General features: G+C 42.0%; 16 protein-coding genes, 2 tRNA genes and 1 other annotated feature. Of the genes, 6 read left to right on the top strand and 12 right to left on the bottom strand.

Annotation, left to right across the window (positions count from 1 at the left end; translation table 11 throughout):
- Complete coding sequence (locus tag H9647_RS03055; RefSeq protein WP_318245250.1) at positions 1-501, bottom strand: phage holin family protein; 501 nt, start codon at positions 499-501, stop codon at positions 1-3.
- 337 nt (positions 502-838) lie between these two features.
- Here H9647_RS03055 and H9647_RS03050 point away from each other — a divergent pair, with 337 nt between their 5' ends.
- On the top strand, positions 839-1,429 hold the full coding sequence (locus H9647_RS03050) for a helix-turn-helix domain-containing protein (protein ID WP_191798035.1): 591 nt from the start codon (positions 839-841) through the stop codon (positions 1,427-1,429).
- 146 nt (positions 1,430-1,575) lie between these two features.
- On the opposite strand, the gene H9647_RS03045 is transcribed toward H9647_RS03050, so the two are convergent.
- Together H9647_RS03045 and melA are read right to left on the bottom strand one after the other, a co-directional pair.
- Entirely contained in the window at positions 1,576-2,727 is a 1,152-nt protein-coding gene (locus H9647_RS03045; protein WP_191798033.1) for a sn-glycerol-1-phosphate dehydrogenase, read from the bottom strand.
- A gap of 149 nt (positions 2,728-2,876) precedes the next feature.
- The gene (melA, locus tag H9647_RS03040; protein ID WP_191798031.1) at positions 2,877-4,175 is read right to left on the bottom strand and encodes an alpha-glucosidase/alpha-galactosidase; all 1,299 of its coding nucleotides are present in this window, start codon (positions 4,173-4,175) and stop codon (positions 2,877-2,879) included.
- Between the two features lie 252 nt (positions 4,176-4,427).
- Between melA and H9647_RS03035 the strand changes: the two genes are divergently transcribed.
- The gene (locus H9647_RS03035; protein ID WP_191798029.1) at positions 4,428-5,309 is read left to right on the top strand and encodes an AraC family transcriptional regulator; all 882 of its coding nucleotides are present in this window, start codon (positions 4,428-4,430) and stop codon (positions 5,307-5,309) included.
- Between the two features lie 58 nt (positions 5,310-5,367).
- On the opposite strand, the gene H9647_RS03030 is transcribed toward H9647_RS03035, so the two are convergent.
- The 3 genes from H9647_RS03030 to H9647_RS03020 form a co-directional block, all read right to left on the bottom strand.
- Positions 5,368-5,451 (bottom strand) — tRNA-Leu (locus tag H9647_RS03030).
- Between the two features lie 144 nt (positions 5,452-5,595).
- Positions 5,596-6,738 carry a 5-methyltetrahydropteroyltriglutamate--homocysteine S-methyltransferase gene (locus H9647_RS03025; protein ID WP_191798636.1) on the bottom strand — a complete coding sequence of 381 codons (1,143 nt, stop codon included), beginning with the start codon at positions 6,736-6,738 and terminating at the stop codon, positions 5,596-5,598.
- Positions 6,739-6,853: 115 nt separating this feature from the next.
- Positions 6,854-7,771, bottom strand: a complete 918-nt coding sequence (locus H9647_RS03020; RefSeq protein WP_191798027.1) for a LysR family transcriptional regulator — start codon at positions 7,769-7,771, stop codon at positions 6,854-6,856.
- A 154-nt stretch (positions 7,772-7,925) separates the two neighbouring features.
- Between H9647_RS03020 and H9647_RS03015 the strand changes: the two genes are divergently transcribed.
- Together H9647_RS03015 and H9647_RS03010 are read left to right on the top strand one after the other, a co-directional pair.
- Positions 7,926-8,849: a S66 peptidase family protein gene (locus H9647_RS03015; RefSeq protein ID WP_191798025.1), complete on the top strand. Its 924-nt coding sequence runs from the start codon at positions 7,926-7,928 to the stop codon at positions 8,847-8,849.
- 97 nt (positions 8,850-8,946) lie between these two features.
- Positions 8,947-9,306 (top strand): hypothetical protein, encoded by a 360-nt coding sequence (locus H9647_RS03010; protein ID WP_191798024.1) that lies wholly within the window; start codon positions 8,947-8,949, stop codon positions 9,304-9,306.
- A 21-nt stretch (positions 9,307-9,327) separates the two neighbouring features.
- Here the strand turns inward: H9647_RS03010 and H9647_RS03005 are convergent, their stop codons facing one another.
- The 3 genes from H9647_RS03005 to tyrS form a co-directional block, all read right to left on the bottom strand.
- The gene (locus H9647_RS03005) at positions 9,328-10,557 is read right to left on the bottom strand and encodes an AGE family epimerase/isomerase (protein ID WP_191798023.1); all 1,230 of its coding nucleotides are present in this window, start codon (positions 10,555-10,557) and stop codon (positions 9,328-9,330) included.
- Positions 10,558-10,721: 164 nt separating this feature from the next.
- Positions 10,722-10,794 (bottom strand) — tRNA-Lys (locus H9647_RS03000).
- A gap of 240 nt (positions 10,795-11,034) precedes the next feature.
- Positions 11,035-12,294, bottom strand: coding sequence for a tyrosine--tRNA ligase (gene tyrS, locus H9647_RS02995; RefSeq protein ID WP_191798022.1), 1,260 nt, complete (start codon positions 12,292-12,294; stop codon positions 11,035-11,037).
- A 94-nt stretch (positions 12,295-12,388) separates the two neighbouring features.
- Positions 12,389-12,621: a binding site (T-box leader), on the bottom strand.
- Positions 12,622-12,800: 179 nt separating this feature from the next.
- On the opposite strand from tyrS, the gene H9647_RS02990 reads away from it, so the two are divergent.
- Entirely contained in the window at positions 12,801-14,261 is a 1,461-nt protein-coding gene (locus H9647_RS02990; RefSeq protein WP_191798021.1) for an MFS transporter, read from the top strand.
- 129 nt (positions 14,262-14,390) lie between these two features.
- Here the strand turns inward: H9647_RS02990 and H9647_RS02985 are convergent, their stop codons facing one another.
- The gene (locus tag H9647_RS02985; protein ID WP_191798020.1) at positions 14,391-15,491 is read right to left on the bottom strand and encodes a glycoside hydrolase family 88/105 protein; all 1,101 of its coding nucleotides are present in this window, start codon (positions 15,489-15,491) and stop codon (positions 14,391-14,393) included.
- Between the two features lie 12 nt (positions 15,492-15,503).
- Positions 15,504-16,418: a pectinesterase family protein gene (locus H9647_RS02980; RefSeq protein ID WP_191798019.1), complete on the bottom strand. Its 915-nt coding sequence runs from the start codon at positions 16,416-16,418 to the stop codon at positions 15,504-15,506.
- Positions 16,419-16,544: 126 nt separating this feature from the next.
- Between H9647_RS02980 and H9647_RS02975 the strand changes: the two genes are divergently transcribed.
- On the top strand, positions 16,545-17,396 hold the full coding sequence (locus tag H9647_RS02975) for a helix-turn-helix transcriptional regulator (protein WP_191798018.1): 852 nt from the start codon (positions 16,545-16,547) through the stop codon (positions 17,394-17,396).
- A 5-nt stretch (positions 17,397-17,401) separates the two neighbouring features.
- Here the strand turns inward: H9647_RS02975 and H9647_RS02970 are convergent, their stop codons facing one another.
- Positions 17,402-18,991: a glycoside hydrolase family 28 protein gene (locus H9647_RS02970; RefSeq protein WP_191798017.1), complete on the bottom strand. Its 1,590-nt coding sequence runs from the start codon at positions 18,989-18,991 to the stop codon at positions 17,402-17,404.
- Between the last annotated feature and the right edge of the window lie 9 nt (positions 18,992-19,000).

Genomic DNA, 19,000 nt, shown 5'->3' with positions numbered 1-19,000 from the left:
TTACTTATTGGAGTCTTCTTCCGATTCTGCTTCTATATCTTTATTGGTTACATCTTGCACAGTGTTCGTCTTTCTCGTCATCTTTTCATTTGATTCTTTTTCTTTCTTTTCTTCTTCATCTGACTGTGATTTCAGAACATAAATAATTTTCTTCAAGATATTAGGGATAGGAAAACCAATACGAGAAAAATTTTCAGTGATCGAGATCAGTTCATTGGCCAAATAAAAATAAATGGCTCCTCCTTTTATCATATCCGTATTCATCAACATATCTAATTGATTGGCAATCAGAATGACAAGAAGCATGAGCCCTTTACGACTCAGTCCCCAAAATCCGATTTCACTGTTCAGTTTATCTTTTGTTCTGATTGCAGCTGCTACACCTGTTATATAGTCTACGGCCATAGCAATACACAAGAAAATCAAGAGTTCAGACCAGCCCCCAAATGCATACGTAAACAACATTCCTACCAAACCTACATTAATCAGTGCTGGGTTCACTTTCAGCCCCCCTTCTTTCCTCCTTCCTATTAATCTATGAAAACAGATAAAATTTGACAGTGCTTTCAACTACTTAGTATAGAATAAGAAAATAAATATGGTTTTTACGAAAGATAAAATTAGTATTTTAGACCTATTTTTTATGTTTGAAATAAAAAAAACGTATAAAAACATCCTATAAAATAGATATAATATACATTATATGGTTTGAAAAATAGTGCATTATTCATCTAACAAGGACTTATCACATATAAAAAGGTTATTTATCCACTGTTAACTGTATACTTGAAAGTGAACATTACTTGTTGTAGTATTTGATTAAAAAATCGGAGGAAATATGCCTAAACAACAAGATCAACACTCAATCCAGGCCTGGTCTCTGATCAACCGCAAATATCTAGGAAAAGGCGTCCGCGTTAAGCGTTTCCGCAGACCGACTCGCTGTCAGGTCCGCAATCGTATTTTGCTTGCTGTCCTCATGGCTAATGACATTAAATTGTCTCAATTAGCAGAAGATTTATCTATATCTTCTCGCAGTGTAAGCGCATGGGTATATGAAGGTCGTATTCCTGGAAATACCAATCTCGAAAAGGTATGTCAGTTGCTTGGTTATCCGCGCCACATTTTGTTCAATGAAGAAGTGATTCGTACAAGTCCTGTCATTTGCCAGCCCGAAGCCTCTCGTTTTATGAAACGGACGGTGACCCGTTCTCCTGTGAGCAATCGCATTCTTACGGGACTCTGTATGGTACATGATTTGTCCGTAACAGACGTCAGTCACTGGATCGGCGTGCATCCAGGAACCTTCCGCAAATGGCTTCATCAAGGGACTTTGCCTTCACCGGCATTTCAAGATCAGGCAGAGCAATTTTTCAAGATTCCGAAATCCATTTTATTTGCTGATGCCATATTAAAACAAAATTCGTAGACTAATACATAAGGATGTTTCAAGGCAGATAAGGTAACACTTCTGCTTGGAACATCCTTTCTAATAATTTGTACGTACAATATGTCTAGTATATCTCACCAAATTAGCGTTCGAGTTTGGCTGATAACATGATCTTCTTTCACTTATTACATATTAGGAACCACTTTTTCATTTCTATACGTCAAACCCGTATAGCGGGGTCTAAGGGTATGAGCAATATCCATGGCATCTTTAAACTCGGATTCTGATACGTTCATGTCGGCAAGTGTCGCAGGTCCTCCTACCTTGCTAAGCCAGTCCTGCATCTGCTCTCTTTTTGGCAAATCTTGATATGCTTCGAATGCTAATACATTCTCTGTTCGATACAATTCACGGTAAATGTCGGTTAGAAGCGCAGAAGCTACTCCTACCTTAGCTCCATGAAGAATAGCATGTCTTCCCTGCTCCATAAATTTCATCTCGAGACGATGAGAAATGTGATGTTCTCCCCCTGATGCTGGGCGAGAATGATCGATCATCAGCATCGAGATTCCCGAAACAAGGAGTGCATCCAGTAAGATAGAGACGCCTTTCTCGCTCCCTTCTGCAATATCATCCACATGAAGAACACATCTATTCAGTGCTTCCTCTGTCATTTGGTAAGCGAGCGGGCAAAACGGTTCTTTTCCGAGATCACGCGACACTTTCCAATCTGCAAGTGAAGTAAATTTACCCAGCATATCACCAAAACCAGCTGCCGTCAGTACCTGCGGAGCCGCAGACAGAACTTCTAGATCGGCAAAAATAGCACGGGGTGCTGTTGCCTGAAATGTTTGTTTCACCCCGCGGATAACCAGGGGCGCTCCTGCAGAAGTAAATCCATCCACGGAAGCTGCGGTCGGAACAGAAATGAACGGAATGTTCATTTTAAAGCATACGATCCTTACCAGATCATGAATAGTTCCTGATCCTACGGCAAAAACCGCCTCACTGCTATGGGAGAGGGCCAGAAGCAGCTCTACAATAAATGCTTCGTCAGCAATTACATCTCCTGCTTTGTTAGCGTTAAGGAGTACTTCACTTACAAAAATGCCGGCATCTCCGAGAAGGCCTGCGACTTTTCTTCCAGCAGCCTCTCCTGTATTCTCATCGTAAACGACGCTAACCTGCTTATAACCTTGACTCACCACATAGGGTGCAATCTTTTGCAGTGCTCCTTTTTCCATAAAAATCTGAATATTCACTTTATAATGTGCTGATCCACATTCACAATGACTCGCCTCTTCATTCCATCTTTCTATACGTTCATTCATATCCATGACTAAAACGCCTCCTGTAAGATGAATTCACTCTCCAGTGTGTAATATGTACGTACAAATTGTCAACTAAAAAGACTGCTCTAACACGGTATATGTGTCTGAACAGTCTTGATATCATCTTAATATGTTCCGATCTGGCTAAGGATCACTTATTTATATTCGGGAAGCCAATCTCTATGGGCCTCTATTAATTCATCACACATACGGATGATATCATCCATAGAAAGCTCTGCTGCTGTATGTGGGTCGAGCATTGCTGCATGATAAATATGTTCTTTCTTGCCTGTCATCGCTGCCTCAATGGTAAGCAGCTGCGTATTAATATTCGTCCGATTAAGCGCTGCACACTGCGGGGGTAGATCGCCAACGAATGTGGGGCTTATTCCACTGCGATCAACGAGACACGGTACTTCTACACAAGCTTCTTTCGGAAGATTGGTAATAAGACCTTGATTCATTACATTACCGCCAATTTTATAAGGAATACCGGTTTCAATCGCTTCTAAAATGTAGGAAGCATATTCATGAGTACGCTGATGTCTCAGTTCTGTATTATTCACAATCTCATCGCGCATACGTTCCCAGCCTGCGATTTGTTCCACACACCGGCGCGGGTACTCGTCAAGCGGGATTTGGAACCTTTCAATGAGTTCTGGATAGTTCTTTTTAATAAAGTATGGGTGATATTCCGCATTATGCTCAGATGACTCCGTGATGTAATATCCAAACTTCAGCATCATCTCGTATCGAACCATATCTCCGTGAGACTCCTTTTGTTTCTCCGCTGCTCTTCGCTTAATCTCAGGATATAAGTCCTCCCCATCCCGCGTTACTTCCAGGAGCCATGCCATATGGTTAATTCCCGCGATTTTGGCCTGTACTCCCGTTTGATCTATGCCAAGATGTTCAAACATATGAGGTACACATATCTGCACACTATGACATAAACCTACGGTTTTGATTCCTCCGTATGTATTCATTACATTCGTGAGCACAGCCATAGGATTCGTGTAATTCAAAAATAGTGCATCAGGACATACTTCCCGCATATCAGCAGCGATGTCCATCATAACCGGAATTGTACGCAGATTACGGAATATGCCGCCGATTCCGACGGTATCTGCAATCGTTTGACGAAGACCATACTTCTTCGGAATCTCAAAATCCGTAATCGTACAAGGATCATATCCGCCAACTTGAATCGCGTTGATCACATATTTAGCTCCGCTCAGCGCTTCCTTACGATCGGTGTAAGCCGTAATTGTGCATGTGCTTCCCACGCTTTTTTTCAAATTATTCAACATGTTCTCTGAATCGGTCAGTCGCTCCAGATTAATATCAAACAACGCTAATTCAAAACCTTGCAAAGCAGGGGTCATCATACAGTCACCCAACACATTTTTAGCAAACACGGTGCTTCCTGCCCCGATAAATGTAATCTTGTTCATTTTCTATTCCTCCTTAACTGCAATAAAAAATATTCTTTCGTCAAGATATAAACCATTACTCACTACTGATAAAAAGCTAGTTTCACCCTGTATAACTGTGTTTATCTTATATCGTTTGTTTTTTTGATACGCTTTCAATATAAAACAATAAGAGAGAAATAAATATGGAGAAACACAAGACATATATGGACGTTTGTTGCATTATTAAGAAGAGAGATTCTAGATCATTGAACTAGAATGGGAGGAACTTATATGTACCAAGAGCACACTCATTTCGAAGTAGCCATCAACCCCAATCCTGATCTGAATGAACCCGCTGTTTTATTTTCGGGTGAAGGAAGACCTGAACCCTCTCATGGAATTGGTCCATCTGTACATGAATATTATCTCGTACATACCGTCCTTGATGGAAAAGGTATCTTTGAGTGTAATGGAGTGTCCTACCCTTGCAAAAAAGGGGACACTTTTTTTATCTTTCCGGGTATTTTGTTTCGTTATCAGGCCGACGCCTCTGACCCTTGGCACTATACTTGGGTGGCAATACAAGGTGTTACCGTATCCTCCTATTTAAGAAAAATAGGTGTAACGAAAGAGCGACCTGTTCTGCATACCACAGATGTACCTACTGCTCATGAGTTATTCAGAAGAATCCGTCTTTCTTTTCGGCAATCTGCTTATTCGGAGATGGAAAATTTAGAGGCATCTGGCTGGATGCGACTGCTTCTTCATCATTTTGGTCTAGCTAATGCTGACTCGATCCGGTCCCCTGAGCGAGATCTCCCGACTATGATTGACCGCCAAGTAGAGCATGCCATACGCTGGATCTCTCTCCAATATCCTCAGCAGATCAGTATTCAGCATATCGCTTCAACACTTGGGTACCATAGAGCGCATTTATCTAAGGCTTTCAGAGCAAAGACGGGATACTCGCCTAAACAATATTTGATGAACGTCCGGCTAAAGAAAGCTCAAGAATTGCTAGTAGGAAATCTGACCATTGACCAAGTATCCTCATCTGTTGGTTTTAATGATGCTCTATATTTCTCCAAACAGTTTCGCAAAGAGTTTGGTATGTCACCGACTGACTACCGGAATGTAGCAACAAGAACGCAGGAAAAGAAAAATGGACAATAAAAAAAGGCTCGTCACTATTGCTGCAAGAGCCAAAGTGACGAACCTTTCTTAAGTAAGATGCGGCCGAGAGGACTCGAACCTCCACGGGGGTGAACCCACACGGACCTGAACCGTGCGCGTCTGCCAATTCCGCCACGGCCGCATAATCTATCATATTCCTGTATTATAATGGTAATTTTTGAGATTGGCAAGTAGAAGCGAGAATCAAAAAAATCCCTCTGAAATGCTAATGGCTTTCTAAGAAAGCTCATTTCCGAGTAGCATCAGAGGGATGATTACATGTGGATTATTGCCAGATTTGCTCTGCGATTTCTTTAATAAAAGCAAGTTTGTTCCATTGTTGTTCTTCTGTCAAAATATTCCCTTCTTCTGTCGAAGCAAATCCGCACTGAGGACTAAGGCAAATCCGGTTAATATCAACATACTCCGTTGCTTCTTCAATACGTTTTATAATCTCTTCCTTACTCTCCAGCTCGCCAATCTTAGATGAGAATAGACCAAGTACCACCTGTTGGTCTTCTTTTAAGAAACGAAGAGGTTTGAAGTCTCCCGCACGGTCCGTATCGAACTCAAGATAGTAACCTGAAATGTTATCAATCCCAAGCAAGGTTTCAGCAATGGGTTCATATCCGCCTGATGATGCCCATGTGGAATGATAGTTACCACGGCATACATGTGTCGTAACGACCAGATCAGATGGCAAAGAGGAAACAGCTAGCTCATTGACCCTTGCATACAACTTCGCCGTGTCCGCAACATTAACGCCTTCTTGCTGTTTGGCTTCTAAATAATTTTTGCCACACAGCATTCCCCATGTACAGTCATCGAGCTGGATGCTGCGGCAGCCTGCTTCATAAAAGGCAAGAATGGCATCATGATAAGCTTTAGCAATGTCTTGTACGAGTTCTTCTTTACTGCTGTAGAACTCATCTACAGAAGCTTTATTCTCTGGACGATAAAGTTCAGATAGGAACTGAGCTGGCGCTGGAATCGTTTGACGAGCTACCACGTCATCACCTGCTGCTTGTTTCAAGAACTGATAATGTGAAACAAATGGATGAGAAGAAGAAAATCCAATTTTACCAACCAAGCGAGCTGTTTCTCCTCTTGTTGTTTCCCCTTGGAATGGATAGCCTTTGACATCACTTGCTTTCTCTACTCCATCTAGTCCCCACATAAAATCAAGATGCCACCAAGAACGGCGGAATTCTCCGTCTGTAACAGCCTTTAAGCCTACTTCTTTTTGTTTTTCTACGAGACGAATAATTTCCTGATCTTCCACTTTTGTTAATTCAGCCTCAGAGATTTCTCCTGCTTGAAATTTAGCTCTGGCTTGTTTTAATGCTTCTGGGCGTAAGAAACTTCCAACCATGTCATAACGGTAAGGAGTTACACTTCTCACTGTACCTGCTTTTGTAATTTGGCTCATATCATCGATCTCCTTTACGATCTCATCTAATTGATATTCCATAAGTTTGTAATAGAAAGATACCATGATCGATCAGTTATAGTGTAACTCCAATAAACTATAGCTGGTTATAACTTTAGACTATATCAAATTTTTGCGTTGCTTCTTGCAAGGCTTCTACATAAGCGATTGCAAGCTTTGAAAGCATCGCATTTTTATGAGAGATCCAGCCCACATTAATCGTCTCATGATAATCCAGCGGTACAGGGATAATGTCATGACCATTTAGATCCGCACTCAAAACCCCAGTTGAAATCGTATAACCGTTCAGACCAATTAAAAGATTAAATAATGTAGCTCTGTCATTTACTCGAATGCTTTTTTTATGTGATAACGTGCTTAAAATTTCTTCTGAGAAGTGAAATGAATTATATTCACCCTGTTCAAATGACAGATAAGGATATTCTTCTAAATCATCAATGGTAACCTTCGATTGCCTTGCCAGCGGATTCTGCGCACTGATAAAAATGTGGGGCTTCGCTGTGAACAAACTATGAAAATGCAGGTTCGCTGCATCGAGCAATTTACTCATCACCTTACTGTTAAATTCATTTAAGTAAAGAATCCCAATTTCACTGCGTAGCGTCTTCACATCTTCGATGATTTCATGTGTCTTGGTTTCTCTGAGTGCAAGTTCATATTCCTCCTGCCCGTACTGCTGAACCAGCTTAACAAAAGCATTCACAGCAAAAGCGTAGTGCTGCGTGGATACGGCAAAATGTTGCGGGGAAGGTTTAGCGTTCATATACCGACTCTCAAGAAGTTCTGCTTGTTCAGCAACCTGTCTTGCATATCCCATAAATTCTACGCCTTCCATTGAAAGCGAGATTCCTTTATTGGTACGTTCGAAAATAGTAATGCCGATATCTTCTTCTAGATCTCGAATTGCCTTGGATAAACTCGGTTGTGATATAAAAAGTCGTTTGGCCGCTTCGTTCATCGAACCTCGATTGGCTACCTCAATAACATATTTAAGTTGGGTAAGTGTCGCCATACCATCCCTCTTTCTTAGCTGTAAGTTTCTATCCCTTATTATACCAGTAGTAAGATTTGTTTTTATCGTTAAAATTTCGGTATGTTTCACTATGTATCTACATAATCAATAAGTATTTAGATTTGTAACTATCTGAAAATGGGGTGAAGAATCTATGGCTATTGCACCGCCGATTCTGCGTAGAGGAGATACCGTTGGAATCGTCACACTTGGGAGTCCGCTAAACCGTGCAACGATTGATGCGCGAATTGCGGTTCTGAGATCTACAGGGCTGAATCCTATTGTGGGGGAACATGTATATGAGCAAGATGGTTTTCTAGCCGGTACGGATGAAGACCGAGCGGCAGATCTAATGGCGATGTTTCAAAATGAAGAGGTCAGGTTAATTCTTCCCACTCGAGGAGGTACGGGGGTAGCAGGAATCCTTCCTTATCTTGATTTTGATATCATACGTAACAACCCGAAACTGATATCAGGATACAGCGATATTACCATTCTGCTTAACGCCCTTTATCAATATGCTGATCTGATTACACTTCAAAGCTTGATGTTAATTGACTTCAATCTCCAGACCCCTGCTTACAACTTTGAACAGTTCTTCACAGCCACTTCTATTCCCACTCCTACTCGCCGCATCTCTAACCCTCCAAGTATCCCGATGATAAGCCGCATCCCGGGAAATGTGACAGGTCCTCTTGTCGGAGGAAACCTCACTTCTTTTGTTGATACCTTGGGTACCCCTTATGAGATTGATATCAGGAACAAAATTCTCGTACTAGAAGAGACGCATGAGCCTACGAATACAGTTTACCGCTATTTAAATCATCTTCAGTTAGCTGGTAAACTGGAAGAGTGCGCGGGGATCATTATGGGCGAATGTACAGGTTGCCTGGAAGCCTATGGTGTATCTTATCAAGAACTCATTGAAGATGTTATTGTACCGTTAGGTAAACCCTTAATGACTAATGTTACGACAGCTCACGGTATTTACAAGACTGCCCTTCCTATTGGAGCCGTTGTGAATCTGAATACAGAGGTCAATCAGCTAACTGTGGTCGAGCCTACTGTTCTTCCCTGATGTACATCTAACAGCTATGTTATACTTTCATAAAAAGGAATTTCCTACGATTCACTGTCTAGTAGTCATCGTATAAAAGAAAGGAAGAATTCTTAAGATGGAACCTGCAGAACTCATTGCCACACTTGCGGTTTTTTTATCATGTATCCTGCTGCTTATCGTAATGAAAGTAAAACGTCAAATCAAAGAAATTCAGCTTGAACTTGATCTTATCAGAAATCAAACAGGTCGAGCGGATTCTTCTCCCTACTCACCTGTTTCTGATCCGAATCAAGGTCAAGCTGTCTCTTTTAACACGCCATCTCAGAAAATAAATGTAACAGCATTTGATGAACAGCTCCTATTCATGGTCCAACAAGGTCAAAAAATTGCTGCTATCAAAAAGCTCAGAGAAGTAAAAGATATGGATCTGAAATCTGCTAAATTATACGTAGACAAACTAGAAGAACAGATGTAACTTGAATCCTTTACGTTACGGTCACATTTTTAGTTTTGTTTTCATCGCTGCGCCTCCAAAAGCGAGCATAGCAGTCATCGCATTCGTAATCGGATGGTAATCCGCCTTAGGAGATGGACTCTTCAAGGTACTATATAAGGCGTTCCGGCGATCAAGTTGCTCATACCATCCTCCATGTTTATGATCAACAAAATGCATAAAGCAGTAGTCAAATAAGGAAATATAAAACTCTTTATATTCCTCTGAGTCCGTTCTCGCTGCAAATAAGGCGGCGGCTCCTAGAGCCTCTGTCTGTACCCAATACAGTTTATCATTATCGATAACGGACTTGTTATCCGGAGAGATCGCGAATACAATTCCTCCATATTTTCGATCCACTCCCTTATTTGTCGCATGTCGGAAAAGAGCTTCCGCCCTTGGAAACAGCCACTCTTCGGGCTGATGCCGATCTAGCAGTTGCAACAGTTTACTCCACTCAATCGAGTGTCCAACCACAAATCCATAGGGACGAAATTCATTTTTTGTATTCCCTTTTTCATAATCCCAATCAATCTTCCAGTTCTCATCGTAGTGCTCCCATAACATTTCTGTACCGGACTGAGGAAGTAATTTGAACATGACCGAATGTGCAATTTTTCTGGCTCGTTCATCATATTTACCGTCCCCTGTAGCTTCAAAAGCTGCCATCATCGCTTCACACAGATGCATGTTTGCATTCTGTCCGCGATAAGGAGACGTTAGCGACCAATCCGCCGTTATTTCATCCACATACAATCCGTCTTCCTCACGCCAGAAGTGCTGGTCAAGTATCTCGTATATATGCTCTATCATTGGTTTTGCTTCGGCAATATCTGCCTTATAAGCAGAAGCAGCAGCTAAAAGAGCAAAAGCATGTCCATATGCCATTTTTCTGTTATCCTCTACTCTGCGCCCTTTGACTTTCCAATAATATCCGCCATATTCTTTATCACGATGTATTTCTTCTAAGTAGGTTAAACCACGCTTCGCCAAATCACGGTATTTATCTGAACCCGTTAAAATGGCTGCAGAACTATAAATGTAAATCAAACGAGCTGTTCCTACGAGCGGTCTGATCTCGGAATCAGACACGGTTCCATCATCCAAATAAGTGTTAAAATAACCTCCGTTGATTTCGTCTTCTGCATGCTCAGCATAAAAATCAACGGTATCTAGAATATGCTTTTCAAGGAATGAAAGTTCCATAAATTGATTTTCATTTATGACTGTCATGACAAAACACCACCTATCCTTATTTATTGTAAAGTAAATAAATACGTTCTCTATCTTCCTTTACCCTAAATACATAAAAACAAAAAAGACTGCAGATAAACTAGTAATTTAAACTAGTATATCTACAGTCTGAGACGGCGAATACTCGCCATCTTTAGATAGGATGGGTTCTGAGGGACTCGAACCCTCGACCAATTGATTAAGAGTCAACTGCTCTACCAACTGAGCTAAGAACCCATATCGTTTTACTTGGATAACCTTCAATATGTCTATTATAACATATAAAATTCAGATATGCTATATAAATCATAAATAATTGTCGTTTTTATTAAGATCATTGATGCTGACCCCGGAAGAATAGATTTAAATGGTAGTAAAAAACCACGGTACACGTAAAAGTGTACCGTGGTTTTCGATTGCTTAGATAATTAGCAAAAACCTTACCCAGTTCCTATTCGCTGCAGGTCTAATTGTCTACTAAGACATTTTCACCAAGCTGTAGTTTTTCTTACCTTTACGGATAATGATAAACCGACCACCAATGGCTTCGCTTGCTGTCACTTCAAAGTTCACATCAGTAACTCGCTCACCATTCATCGAAATTGCACCTTTAGTAATATCTTCACGCGCTTGACGCTTAGATGGCTCGATACCGAGATCAACAAGCCAGTCTACGATATTTTTTGGCTCATTCGTTGCTTCAAAAGTCGGCATTTCTTTAAACCCTTGCTCAATCTCATCTGCCGTAAGGGATTTAATATCTCCGCTAAAGAGTGCAGCTGTAATACGAAGCGCTTGCTCAAGCATTTCCTCGCCGTGTACAAATCTCGTCATTTCTTCAGCAAGCTTCTTCTGAGCTTCCCGTTTATGCGGTTCTGTCTGTACTTTTTCAGCCAGCTCATCAATTTCCTCTTTGGAGAGGAATGTAAAGTATTTCAAGTATTTCACTACATCACGATCATCTGTGTTAGCCCAGAATTGGTAGAACTCAAATGGAGTTGTTTTCTTCGGATCGAGCCAGATCGAACCCCCCGCTGATTTACCGAATTTCGTACCATCAGCTTTCAGCATCAGCGGAATCGTAAGACCGAACGCTTTTGCTTCTGCTCCTTCTTTTTTCCGAATCAAATCTAGACCGCTTGTAATGTTACCCCATTGGTCAGAACCACCGATCTGTAGCTGAACATCTTCATTCTGGTACAGATGCAAGAAGTCAAGAGACTGCAGGATTTGGTAAGAGAATTCAGTAAAGGAAATACCACTTTCGAGTCTGCTTGCTACAACATCCTTAGCAAGCATGGAATTGAGGCTAAAGTTTTTACCATAGTCACGCAAGAATTCGATGACATTGATCTTATGGGTCCAATCATAGTTGTTAACCATGCGAATTTGGTTATCGCCTTCCGTAATGAACAGTTTTTTCATTTGGTTAGTGAGTGCATCCACGTTTGCTTGTACTTCTTCAAGTGTTTGGAGTGAACGTTCTGATTGACGCCCACTTGGATCACCAATGGTTCCCGTAGCCCCACCGATCAGGATAACCGGACGATGTCCAGCTAGCTGGAATCGTTTGAGGACCATGAAAGGAATCAAGTGACCAATATGCATACTATCGCCCGTTGGATCTACACCGCAGTAGAGCGATATTGATTTTTGATTTGTTAATTCTTTAAGACCTTCCGCATCCGTTTGTTGATTAATGGCGTCACGCCATTCCAGTTCATCAATAATATTCACAGTCATAACACTCCTTCAAGTTCATAAGTTTTCTTATAACGAGAGATAGATCAGCACGGCAAATAAAAAAAATCGTCCCTATGTCTATTGTAGACATAGGGACGATTGAACAACCGTGGTACCACCCAGATTGCATAAATGAACACCACACACTATGTGTGCCATTTATGCCGCTTTTTGCGCGAGGTATCGTTCGCCACTTCCGCTCGGCATTACCCGAGATACTCCAGAGTGTAATTCGCGATCTTAGTGTGTACCGGGTTCCATCAACCCCCGGCTTTCTAGAACAGGGACTAAGCTGCTACTGGGCTCTTTCAACGTATATCATATATAAGATTATTGACAGTATAGAGAAATAAATTTTTGATGTCAACCTTTGAAGTTTGATATAAAATCGATAGTTTTCACAATAACGTTATAATTTACTCTGTCATCCCATTTTTTATCGTCCATTAGAATGTTAGAATGAATTTATATGTTCAAAATTTGCATTAGGAGTAAAAGAATTGCGTACACATCCAATTAATTTTTTACGTATTACAGGCCTATTAGATGGTTTTTCATTTTTATTTTTGTTATGTATCGCTATGCCAATGAAGTATATCGGCGGCATCGATGCAGCGGTCTCGATCATGGGTAGTATTCACGGTGCAATCTTCTGCTTATATGCTCTTGCGATCCTTTATGCTGCTATTCGGGTCGATTGGAGCATTTGGTGGTCAGCTGTAGCCTTTATTGCCGCTTTTATCCCGTTCGGTAATTTTGTATTGGATTTTAAGCTGAAAAAAGCTCTAACCAAATATGAGATGAAGCCTTTTAATCCTGCCCTGATTGTATATAGTATTGTCTTCTTTTCTTTTATCGATTTATTTGCACAACTGCCCGTTATGAGTACATTTGCAGCTTCCGTTGGGGCAAGCACATTTATTGTAGGCTTTGTGGTAGGACTGTATTCATTAACCAATACGGTGGGCAATGTTTTATCTGGTATTCTGACCGATAAGATCGGACCTTTCAAGTTACTTATGGCCGGTTTGCTATTAACAAGCAGTACGTTGCTGCTATATTATTTCGTCGAATCACCTACATTTTTGATCATTGTACGTATTTTTCATGGTTTTGTAGCTGGTCTAATTGTTCCTGCTGCGTTCACCTTCTCAGCAAATACAACGATCAATAATGAGCAAGGAAAAAAAGTTGCATTCACAGGTACCTTTGTAGGGCTAGCCGCCATTATCGGACCTGCTTTCAGCGGAATTATGGCAAACAAAACCTCGGTACCTTTCGTTTTCACTTGCATAGCCGTACTAGGGTTTATCCTAACCGTACTATCTGCTATCTTTCTTCGTAGTTATAAAGTTTCTAAGAAAGAGAAAGAGGTCACCGTCCACACATCAGCTGGATCGTTCTTTAATATAGGGGTTATAAAAGCATATTGCGGGGCATTTTTCTTAATGTTCTCCCAAGGCGTAATTGCTTATTTACTCCCCCTGCATGTGCAGTCGCTTGGATATGATTCAAGATTAAGCGGCACGTTATTGAGTACATTCGGGATCATTGCTGTTCTAATGTTTGTACTTCCTACGAATCGTATTTTCGATCGTGTTGCTCCTTCGATAACGATGGCGATTGGAATGGGCCTGCTTGGAGTTAGTCAGCTGCTGATTAGCCAATCAACAACGACACTCGCTCTTTACATCGTACTCGGTTTATATGGAATCGGCTTTGCGCTCTTGTTCCCATCCATCAATACGATGCTCATTAGAGCGACCACGGCGGAACTGCGAGGCAAAGCTTACGGATACTTTTATGCCTTCTTTTCTTTAGGTGTAGTTGCCGGATCTTCTGTATTAGGATGGCTGTCTCTCAGTATTATCGGTGGATTTTTATTTACGGGAGTGATCCTATTGCTTACTTCTGTAACCATTGCTTTTCACAAGAAAAAAGAACAGGTACTAAATCATTAAAGGAAGTACAAGTTTCCTTTTACCTTTAATACAAAAGAAGACAGGATCAAAGGAATTTTACCTAAGGTAAACTCCATGATCCTGTCTTTTATTTTCACAAATAACATGATTCTTCACACGATGCACGACCTACAGATATTCAACCGCACTAAGAGCCATGATGCAAGACCCCAGCGATTTAAGATCATCTTCTACAATAGGCTCTGAAACATAATAGGTATACGATCCATCACGGTAAGGCTGACCTCCAAGACCTGCCACTTTACAGTTCTGTTTAACAGACAGCATACCCTCACGGTCCTTGTACAAGAACTTAGTTATAATCCCCTGATAAGCACGCTTAGCAGCCTCATCCATCTCCGGACCTAGTATTCCAAGTGCATTTCCTTTCTTTAAAGTATAGGTGAACATAGAAGAAGCTGAAGCCTCTAGGAAATTCCCTTGCCGAGTGCCTTGATCCATGACTTGATACCATAACCCAGTCTGAGTATCTTGTACGTTAAGAACTGCCTCGGAACAACGTTGAAGCATAGCCGCTACCTCTTCTCGCCCTTTATGTCCCTCAAGAAAAGGCAATGTATCCACAAGAGCCATAGCAAACCAGCCCATCCCCCTCCCCCAAACCTGCGGGGATTGCCCAGTAACAGCGTTTGACCACCTCTGACCTCGACTCTCATCCCATCCATGATACAAAAGACCGGTCTGTGAATCACGTGCTTTGTTCTCCATAAGAAGTAATTGCCGTACTGCTTCATCAATATAACGTCCCTCTCCAAACATGGTTCCGTACTCAGCTAGAAAGGGCATCGCCATGTAATGACCATCAAGCCACATTTGGTGGGGATAGATTTTTTTATGCCAGAATCCACCAGATTTTGTACGCGGCTGATTGTTCATTTGTGCGATCAGCTTTTTTGCAGCCAGCGCATATTTTTCTTCTCCTGTGTACCGATAGAGCTGAAGCAACATCTTCCCATTATTGATTTGATCCAGATTGTAATCCTGCTCCCGGTAAGTACGGATATTCCCATCGTTCTCTACATAACGGTCCATATTCGTCCGGATATATTCCAATAGATAGTTCTCTCCCGTATACCTGTAAACATCATGGATTCCTTTCAACAAGCAACCTTGTTCGTAGTGCCAACGATCGGAAACCCGTGTACAATGAATCAACATCGGATAGTTTTTGATCCACTGTGTCACCAGCCGCATCGCATGATTATCCATTAGCCTTCCCTCCTACACCCGTGCGGAACGCTTTGCCGGCTGCCACTGATCTAGGCCCCCCAAGACAAAATCAGGTGTGAGTTCGCTTGCTTCTTCCTTGCTCATGAGCTGTGCCCAGGTCACCCGCTCCATGTCATTCGCGCCAGGTCCATACGATCCAAATTCTGAATATCTAGATGTTTTTTCCTTCTCCAGATCACCCCAATTATGCCAACCTGAAGGATGAACGGAAGCATCCATTTTTGTTCGGACCCAGGTGGCCTTCGCATAAGGTCTCCATGGTCTTCCCAGATACACATTCTCCACCCCATCCCCTCCTGTAACCACGCAATCAAGAAAGATGTATCCGTGTTCCTCATTCTCCGGTGTGGATGCAGCTGTAATGTATCCGCCTTTTCGTTTACAGTGAATATGACAATGATCAAATACTGCTGTTGCTGGCCCAAAAATAAAATCGACGTCTCCCTCAATATAACAATGGTCATAATATTGTCTTCCCGGACCTGTGTACAGAGTATCTTGATCCCCCAAAAACCGTACCTTCCTGAACAAAGCCCGATCCGCATCGACAAATGCGGCAACCGCCTGACCCGTTCCTGGACCAGAACTGTTTACAATCGTCATATTCTCCATCATGAAGTCAGGCGCATAAATAAACAGACTCGCACTTCGAAAAGTACCGAGTGGACTTCCGTCATCCCCTAGGGTATGTGCATTATCATCGTAAGTAAGAATGGTGTTTTTCTGATCTTTTCCTAGAAAAGTGATAGGCGGCAAATCTTTATGGATAACAATTTTTTCTTTATAGATTCCTGGCTCGACTTGAATCACCACAGGTTCAATCCCCACCGAATCCACAGCCTCCTGTACCGTCACAAAGTCTCCTGTTCCTTGCTGGGAAACAACGATGATCTGCTTATTATCCATGAATTTATCAACCTCTTTTCTCTATTGCGAACGTTTACATTATTGTGTACAATTGTTCTAATTTACCAATTAATGCGCGTATTATTTATCATTCTTCTACTTATTCTCCTAGGGAGGGATAAACTTATGAGTGATCGTATTGAACCAAAACATATGATCGGCGAGCACGCCTTTTCGATTCAGTTGATGAAAAAAAGTGGAATCTCCGCGATGAAGCGACCTCATAGCCATCCTTATTATGAGCTCTACTATTTACTAGATGGGGAAAGAGTATATTTTATGAATGGTTCCGTCTATACTGCCCGAAAGGGTGATATGATGGTCGTCAATCCAGATGATTTTCATTCCACAGCAAGTTCGGATGTCCCGGAATTCGAGCGTGTACTTGTCAGTTTCTCTCATCAATTCTTTACGGAAGGTAATCCTCGTACTGGGGTGGAGCTTCCCTTTCGTGAATCCCTTCTCTTAAGATTTACCTTGAAGGAACAACCTTTCATTGAACACCTTCTGCGCCAAATGCTAAAGGAATGCAGGGAGCAGCCCCTTCACTATGTAGCTTATGTTCGTTCATTACTTGCGGAGCTGCTGATTCACCTCGATCGCCATCTTCATAGTGACCAGACTAAAAAAGTCATGATCGAAGACAGAAATCCCATGCACGCCAAGGTATCCGAAATTGCAAACTATATCAATGAACATTATGCACAGCCGTTGACACTCGAGCAGCTCGCACGGCAGTTTTATATCAGTCCTTCTTATCTAAGCCGAATCTTTTCCAAGTTAACAGGATTTCATTTTAAAGAATATTTACAAGTCGTTCGCATCCGAGAAGCTCAGAAAAGACTTGCTGAAACACGTGATAAAGTACAGTCGATTGCGGAGCAAACGGGATTTGAACATATCAATCATTTTAATAAGACTTTCAAGAAACTGACGGGTACCTCTCCTCTACGTTACCGAAAACAACATTGCAAGTAGAAAGTTTAGTATGAGAGCCTTTTGATTTCTTCTTTTAATACACCTTGCCCCGTTATAATCTGCATGGATTCAGCAACGGAACGCCGAACGGTAATATCCGCACTTTGGGCTCCAAAAACAGCAATTTGGCGTTCTCCTTCCTCACGACTCTCTCCCTTCACTCCCGCTGCTGATACAGAACGGCATTGATGAAGTTCAATCAAAGGCCCATGATCGGTATACAATTGTACATCACTGATCTGAAAATGCTGCGCGTGGGCCAGCTTTATTCCTCTGCGGCATTGAAATATTGAACTCGATATTTCAATATTTGAAAGCGGCATTTCATAAAGACCTCCCGCATAAACAGCCGACTCGGCCCCGAGACAAACAATGCCCTCCATTCGAATATTTCGGAAAATTGGCGTTTCATCTGATATAGGATATTTATCATCTGCCCAGATGCCGGAGCCTTCATTTCCGTTGTAGAACATATTCATAGATATGGCATCTCCGGCGATCTCTCTCATCCGAATATTCTGGATAATGATATCCTCGACAATGCCTCCTCTACCACGTGCGCTTTTAAATCGAATTCCTATATCCGTACCGATAAATGTACAGTCTGTGATATGAACGCGGCGGACACCGCCGGACATTTCACTACCAATTACAACGCCTCCATGACCATGATAGACAACACAGCCTCGAACAATGATATCCTCGCAAGGAATTCCCAAGTCTCTGCCAGGTTTATCTTTACCGGACTTAAAACAAATCGCATCATCACCTACATCAAACATACAATTCTCGACCAAAGCCAAAGAACAGGAATCAAGATCCAGTCCATCTCCATTCTGAGCATACCAAGGATTACGAACCGTAATGGAGCGAATCGTTAGATGCTTGGAAGCCCATGGATGAAGACACCAGGCTGCCGAATTCTGGAACGTAGCTGCTTCGAGCAGGATACGATTACATTTCCGCAGACTTAGGAGCGCCGGACGCAAGTAGTCTCTGGCAGCCTCATATGGCTGCTTATCTTTACATCCTTCCTGGTCCAGCCGATCTACCAGCGTTCTGCCGTTCATTGCACTGACGGAAGGCCACCAAACCTCCTCTTCACTGTCTACAACTCCTCCGTTACTGATGAGCTGTTCCCATTCCCGTGCATTCAGCTTCATCTTTTTGACAGGACGCCAAACCTCTCCGCCGCCATCAAATATTCCTTGTCCGGTAATCGCTATATCTTCTAGTCCTTCCCCGTCCAGTGGTGATTGACATCGATAAGTCGCCAGTCCCTCAAACGTTGAATAAATAAGCGGGTAGTCATCTCTACACTGACTAAAGCTAATTAGTGCTCCTGCCTCAGCATGCAGGTTTATTCTGCTCTTCAGTACGATAGGTCCTGTACTCCATACCCCTGGAGGAATAACCACTTTTCCACCGCCGGCCTGATGACATGCTTCAATCGTTAAACGAAATGCTTCCGTATTGTCTGTCACACCATCACCTGCAGCTCCAAAATCTGTAATCACAAAAGTCCGATTCGGTATAGATGGCAGTTCAATATTTTGGTTCACATTTGACCATGCTTCAGGTACTATTTTTTCCATAAGTTCTTC

The sequence above is a fragment of the Paenibacillus gallinarum genome, assembly GCF_014836635.1.
Taxonomy (GTDB): Bacteria; Bacillota; Bacilli; order Paenibacillales; family Paenibacillaceae; genus Paenibacillus; species Paenibacillus gallinarum.
Note: the sequence above shows the minus strand (reverse complement) of the source record. Positions and strands in the feature narration are given on the sequence as shown.

What these genes read in the sequence shown, in the direction of transcription:
- H9647_RS03005 (WP_191798023.1), bottom strand. Translation starts at nt 10,557, where the DNA reads ATGACAGTCATAAATGAAAATCAATTTATGGAACTTTCATTCCTTGAA.
- melA (WP_191798031.1), bottom strand. Translation starts at nt 4,175, where the DNA reads ATGAACAAGATTACATTTATCGGGGCAGGAAGCACCGTGTTTGCTAAA.
- H9647_RS03025 (WP_191798636.1), bottom strand. Translation starts at nt 6,738, where the DNA reads ATGAGCCAAATTACAAAAGCAGGTACAGTGAGAAGTGTAACTCCTTAC.
- H9647_RS03050 (WP_191798035.1), top strand. Translation starts at nt 839, where the DNA reads ATGCCTAAACAACAAGATCAACACTCAATCCAGGCCTGGTCTCTGATC.
- H9647_RS02985 (WP_191798020.1), bottom strand. Translation starts at nt 15,491, where the DNA reads ATGGATAATCATGCGATGCGGCTGGTGACACAGTGGATCAAAAACTAT.
- H9647_RS03045 (WP_191798033.1), bottom strand. Translation starts at nt 2,727, where the DNA reads ATGGATATGAATGAACGTATAGAAAGATGGAATGAAGAGGCGAGTCAT.
- H9647_RS03035 (WP_191798029.1), top strand. Translation starts at nt 4,428, where the DNA reads ATGTACCAAGAGCACACTCATTTCGAAGTAGCCATCAACCCCAATCCT.
- H9647_RS02975 (WP_191798018.1), top strand. Translation starts at nt 16,545, where the DNA reads ATGAGTGATCGTATTGAACCAAAACATATGATCGGCGAGCACGCCTTT.
- H9647_RS03010 (WP_191798024.1), top strand. Translation starts at nt 8,947, where the DNA reads ATGGAACCTGCAGAACTCATTGCCACACTTGCGGTTTTTTTATCATGT.
- H9647_RS02970 (WP_191798017.1), bottom strand. Translation starts at nt 18,991, where the DNA reads ATGGAAAAAATAGTACCTGAAGCATGGTCAAATGTGAACCAAAATATT.
- H9647_RS02980 (WP_191798019.1), bottom strand. Translation starts at nt 16,418, where the DNA reads ATGGATAATAAGCAGATCATCGTTGTTTCCCAGCAAGGAACAGGAGAC.
- H9647_RS03015 (WP_191798025.1), top strand. Translation starts at nt 7,926, where the DNA reads ATGGCTATTGCACCGCCGATTCTGCGTAGAGGAGATACCGTTGGAATC.
- H9647_RS03020 (WP_191798027.1), bottom strand. Translation starts at nt 7,771, where the DNA reads ATGGCGACACTTACCCAACTTAAATATGTTATTGAGGTAGCCAATCGA.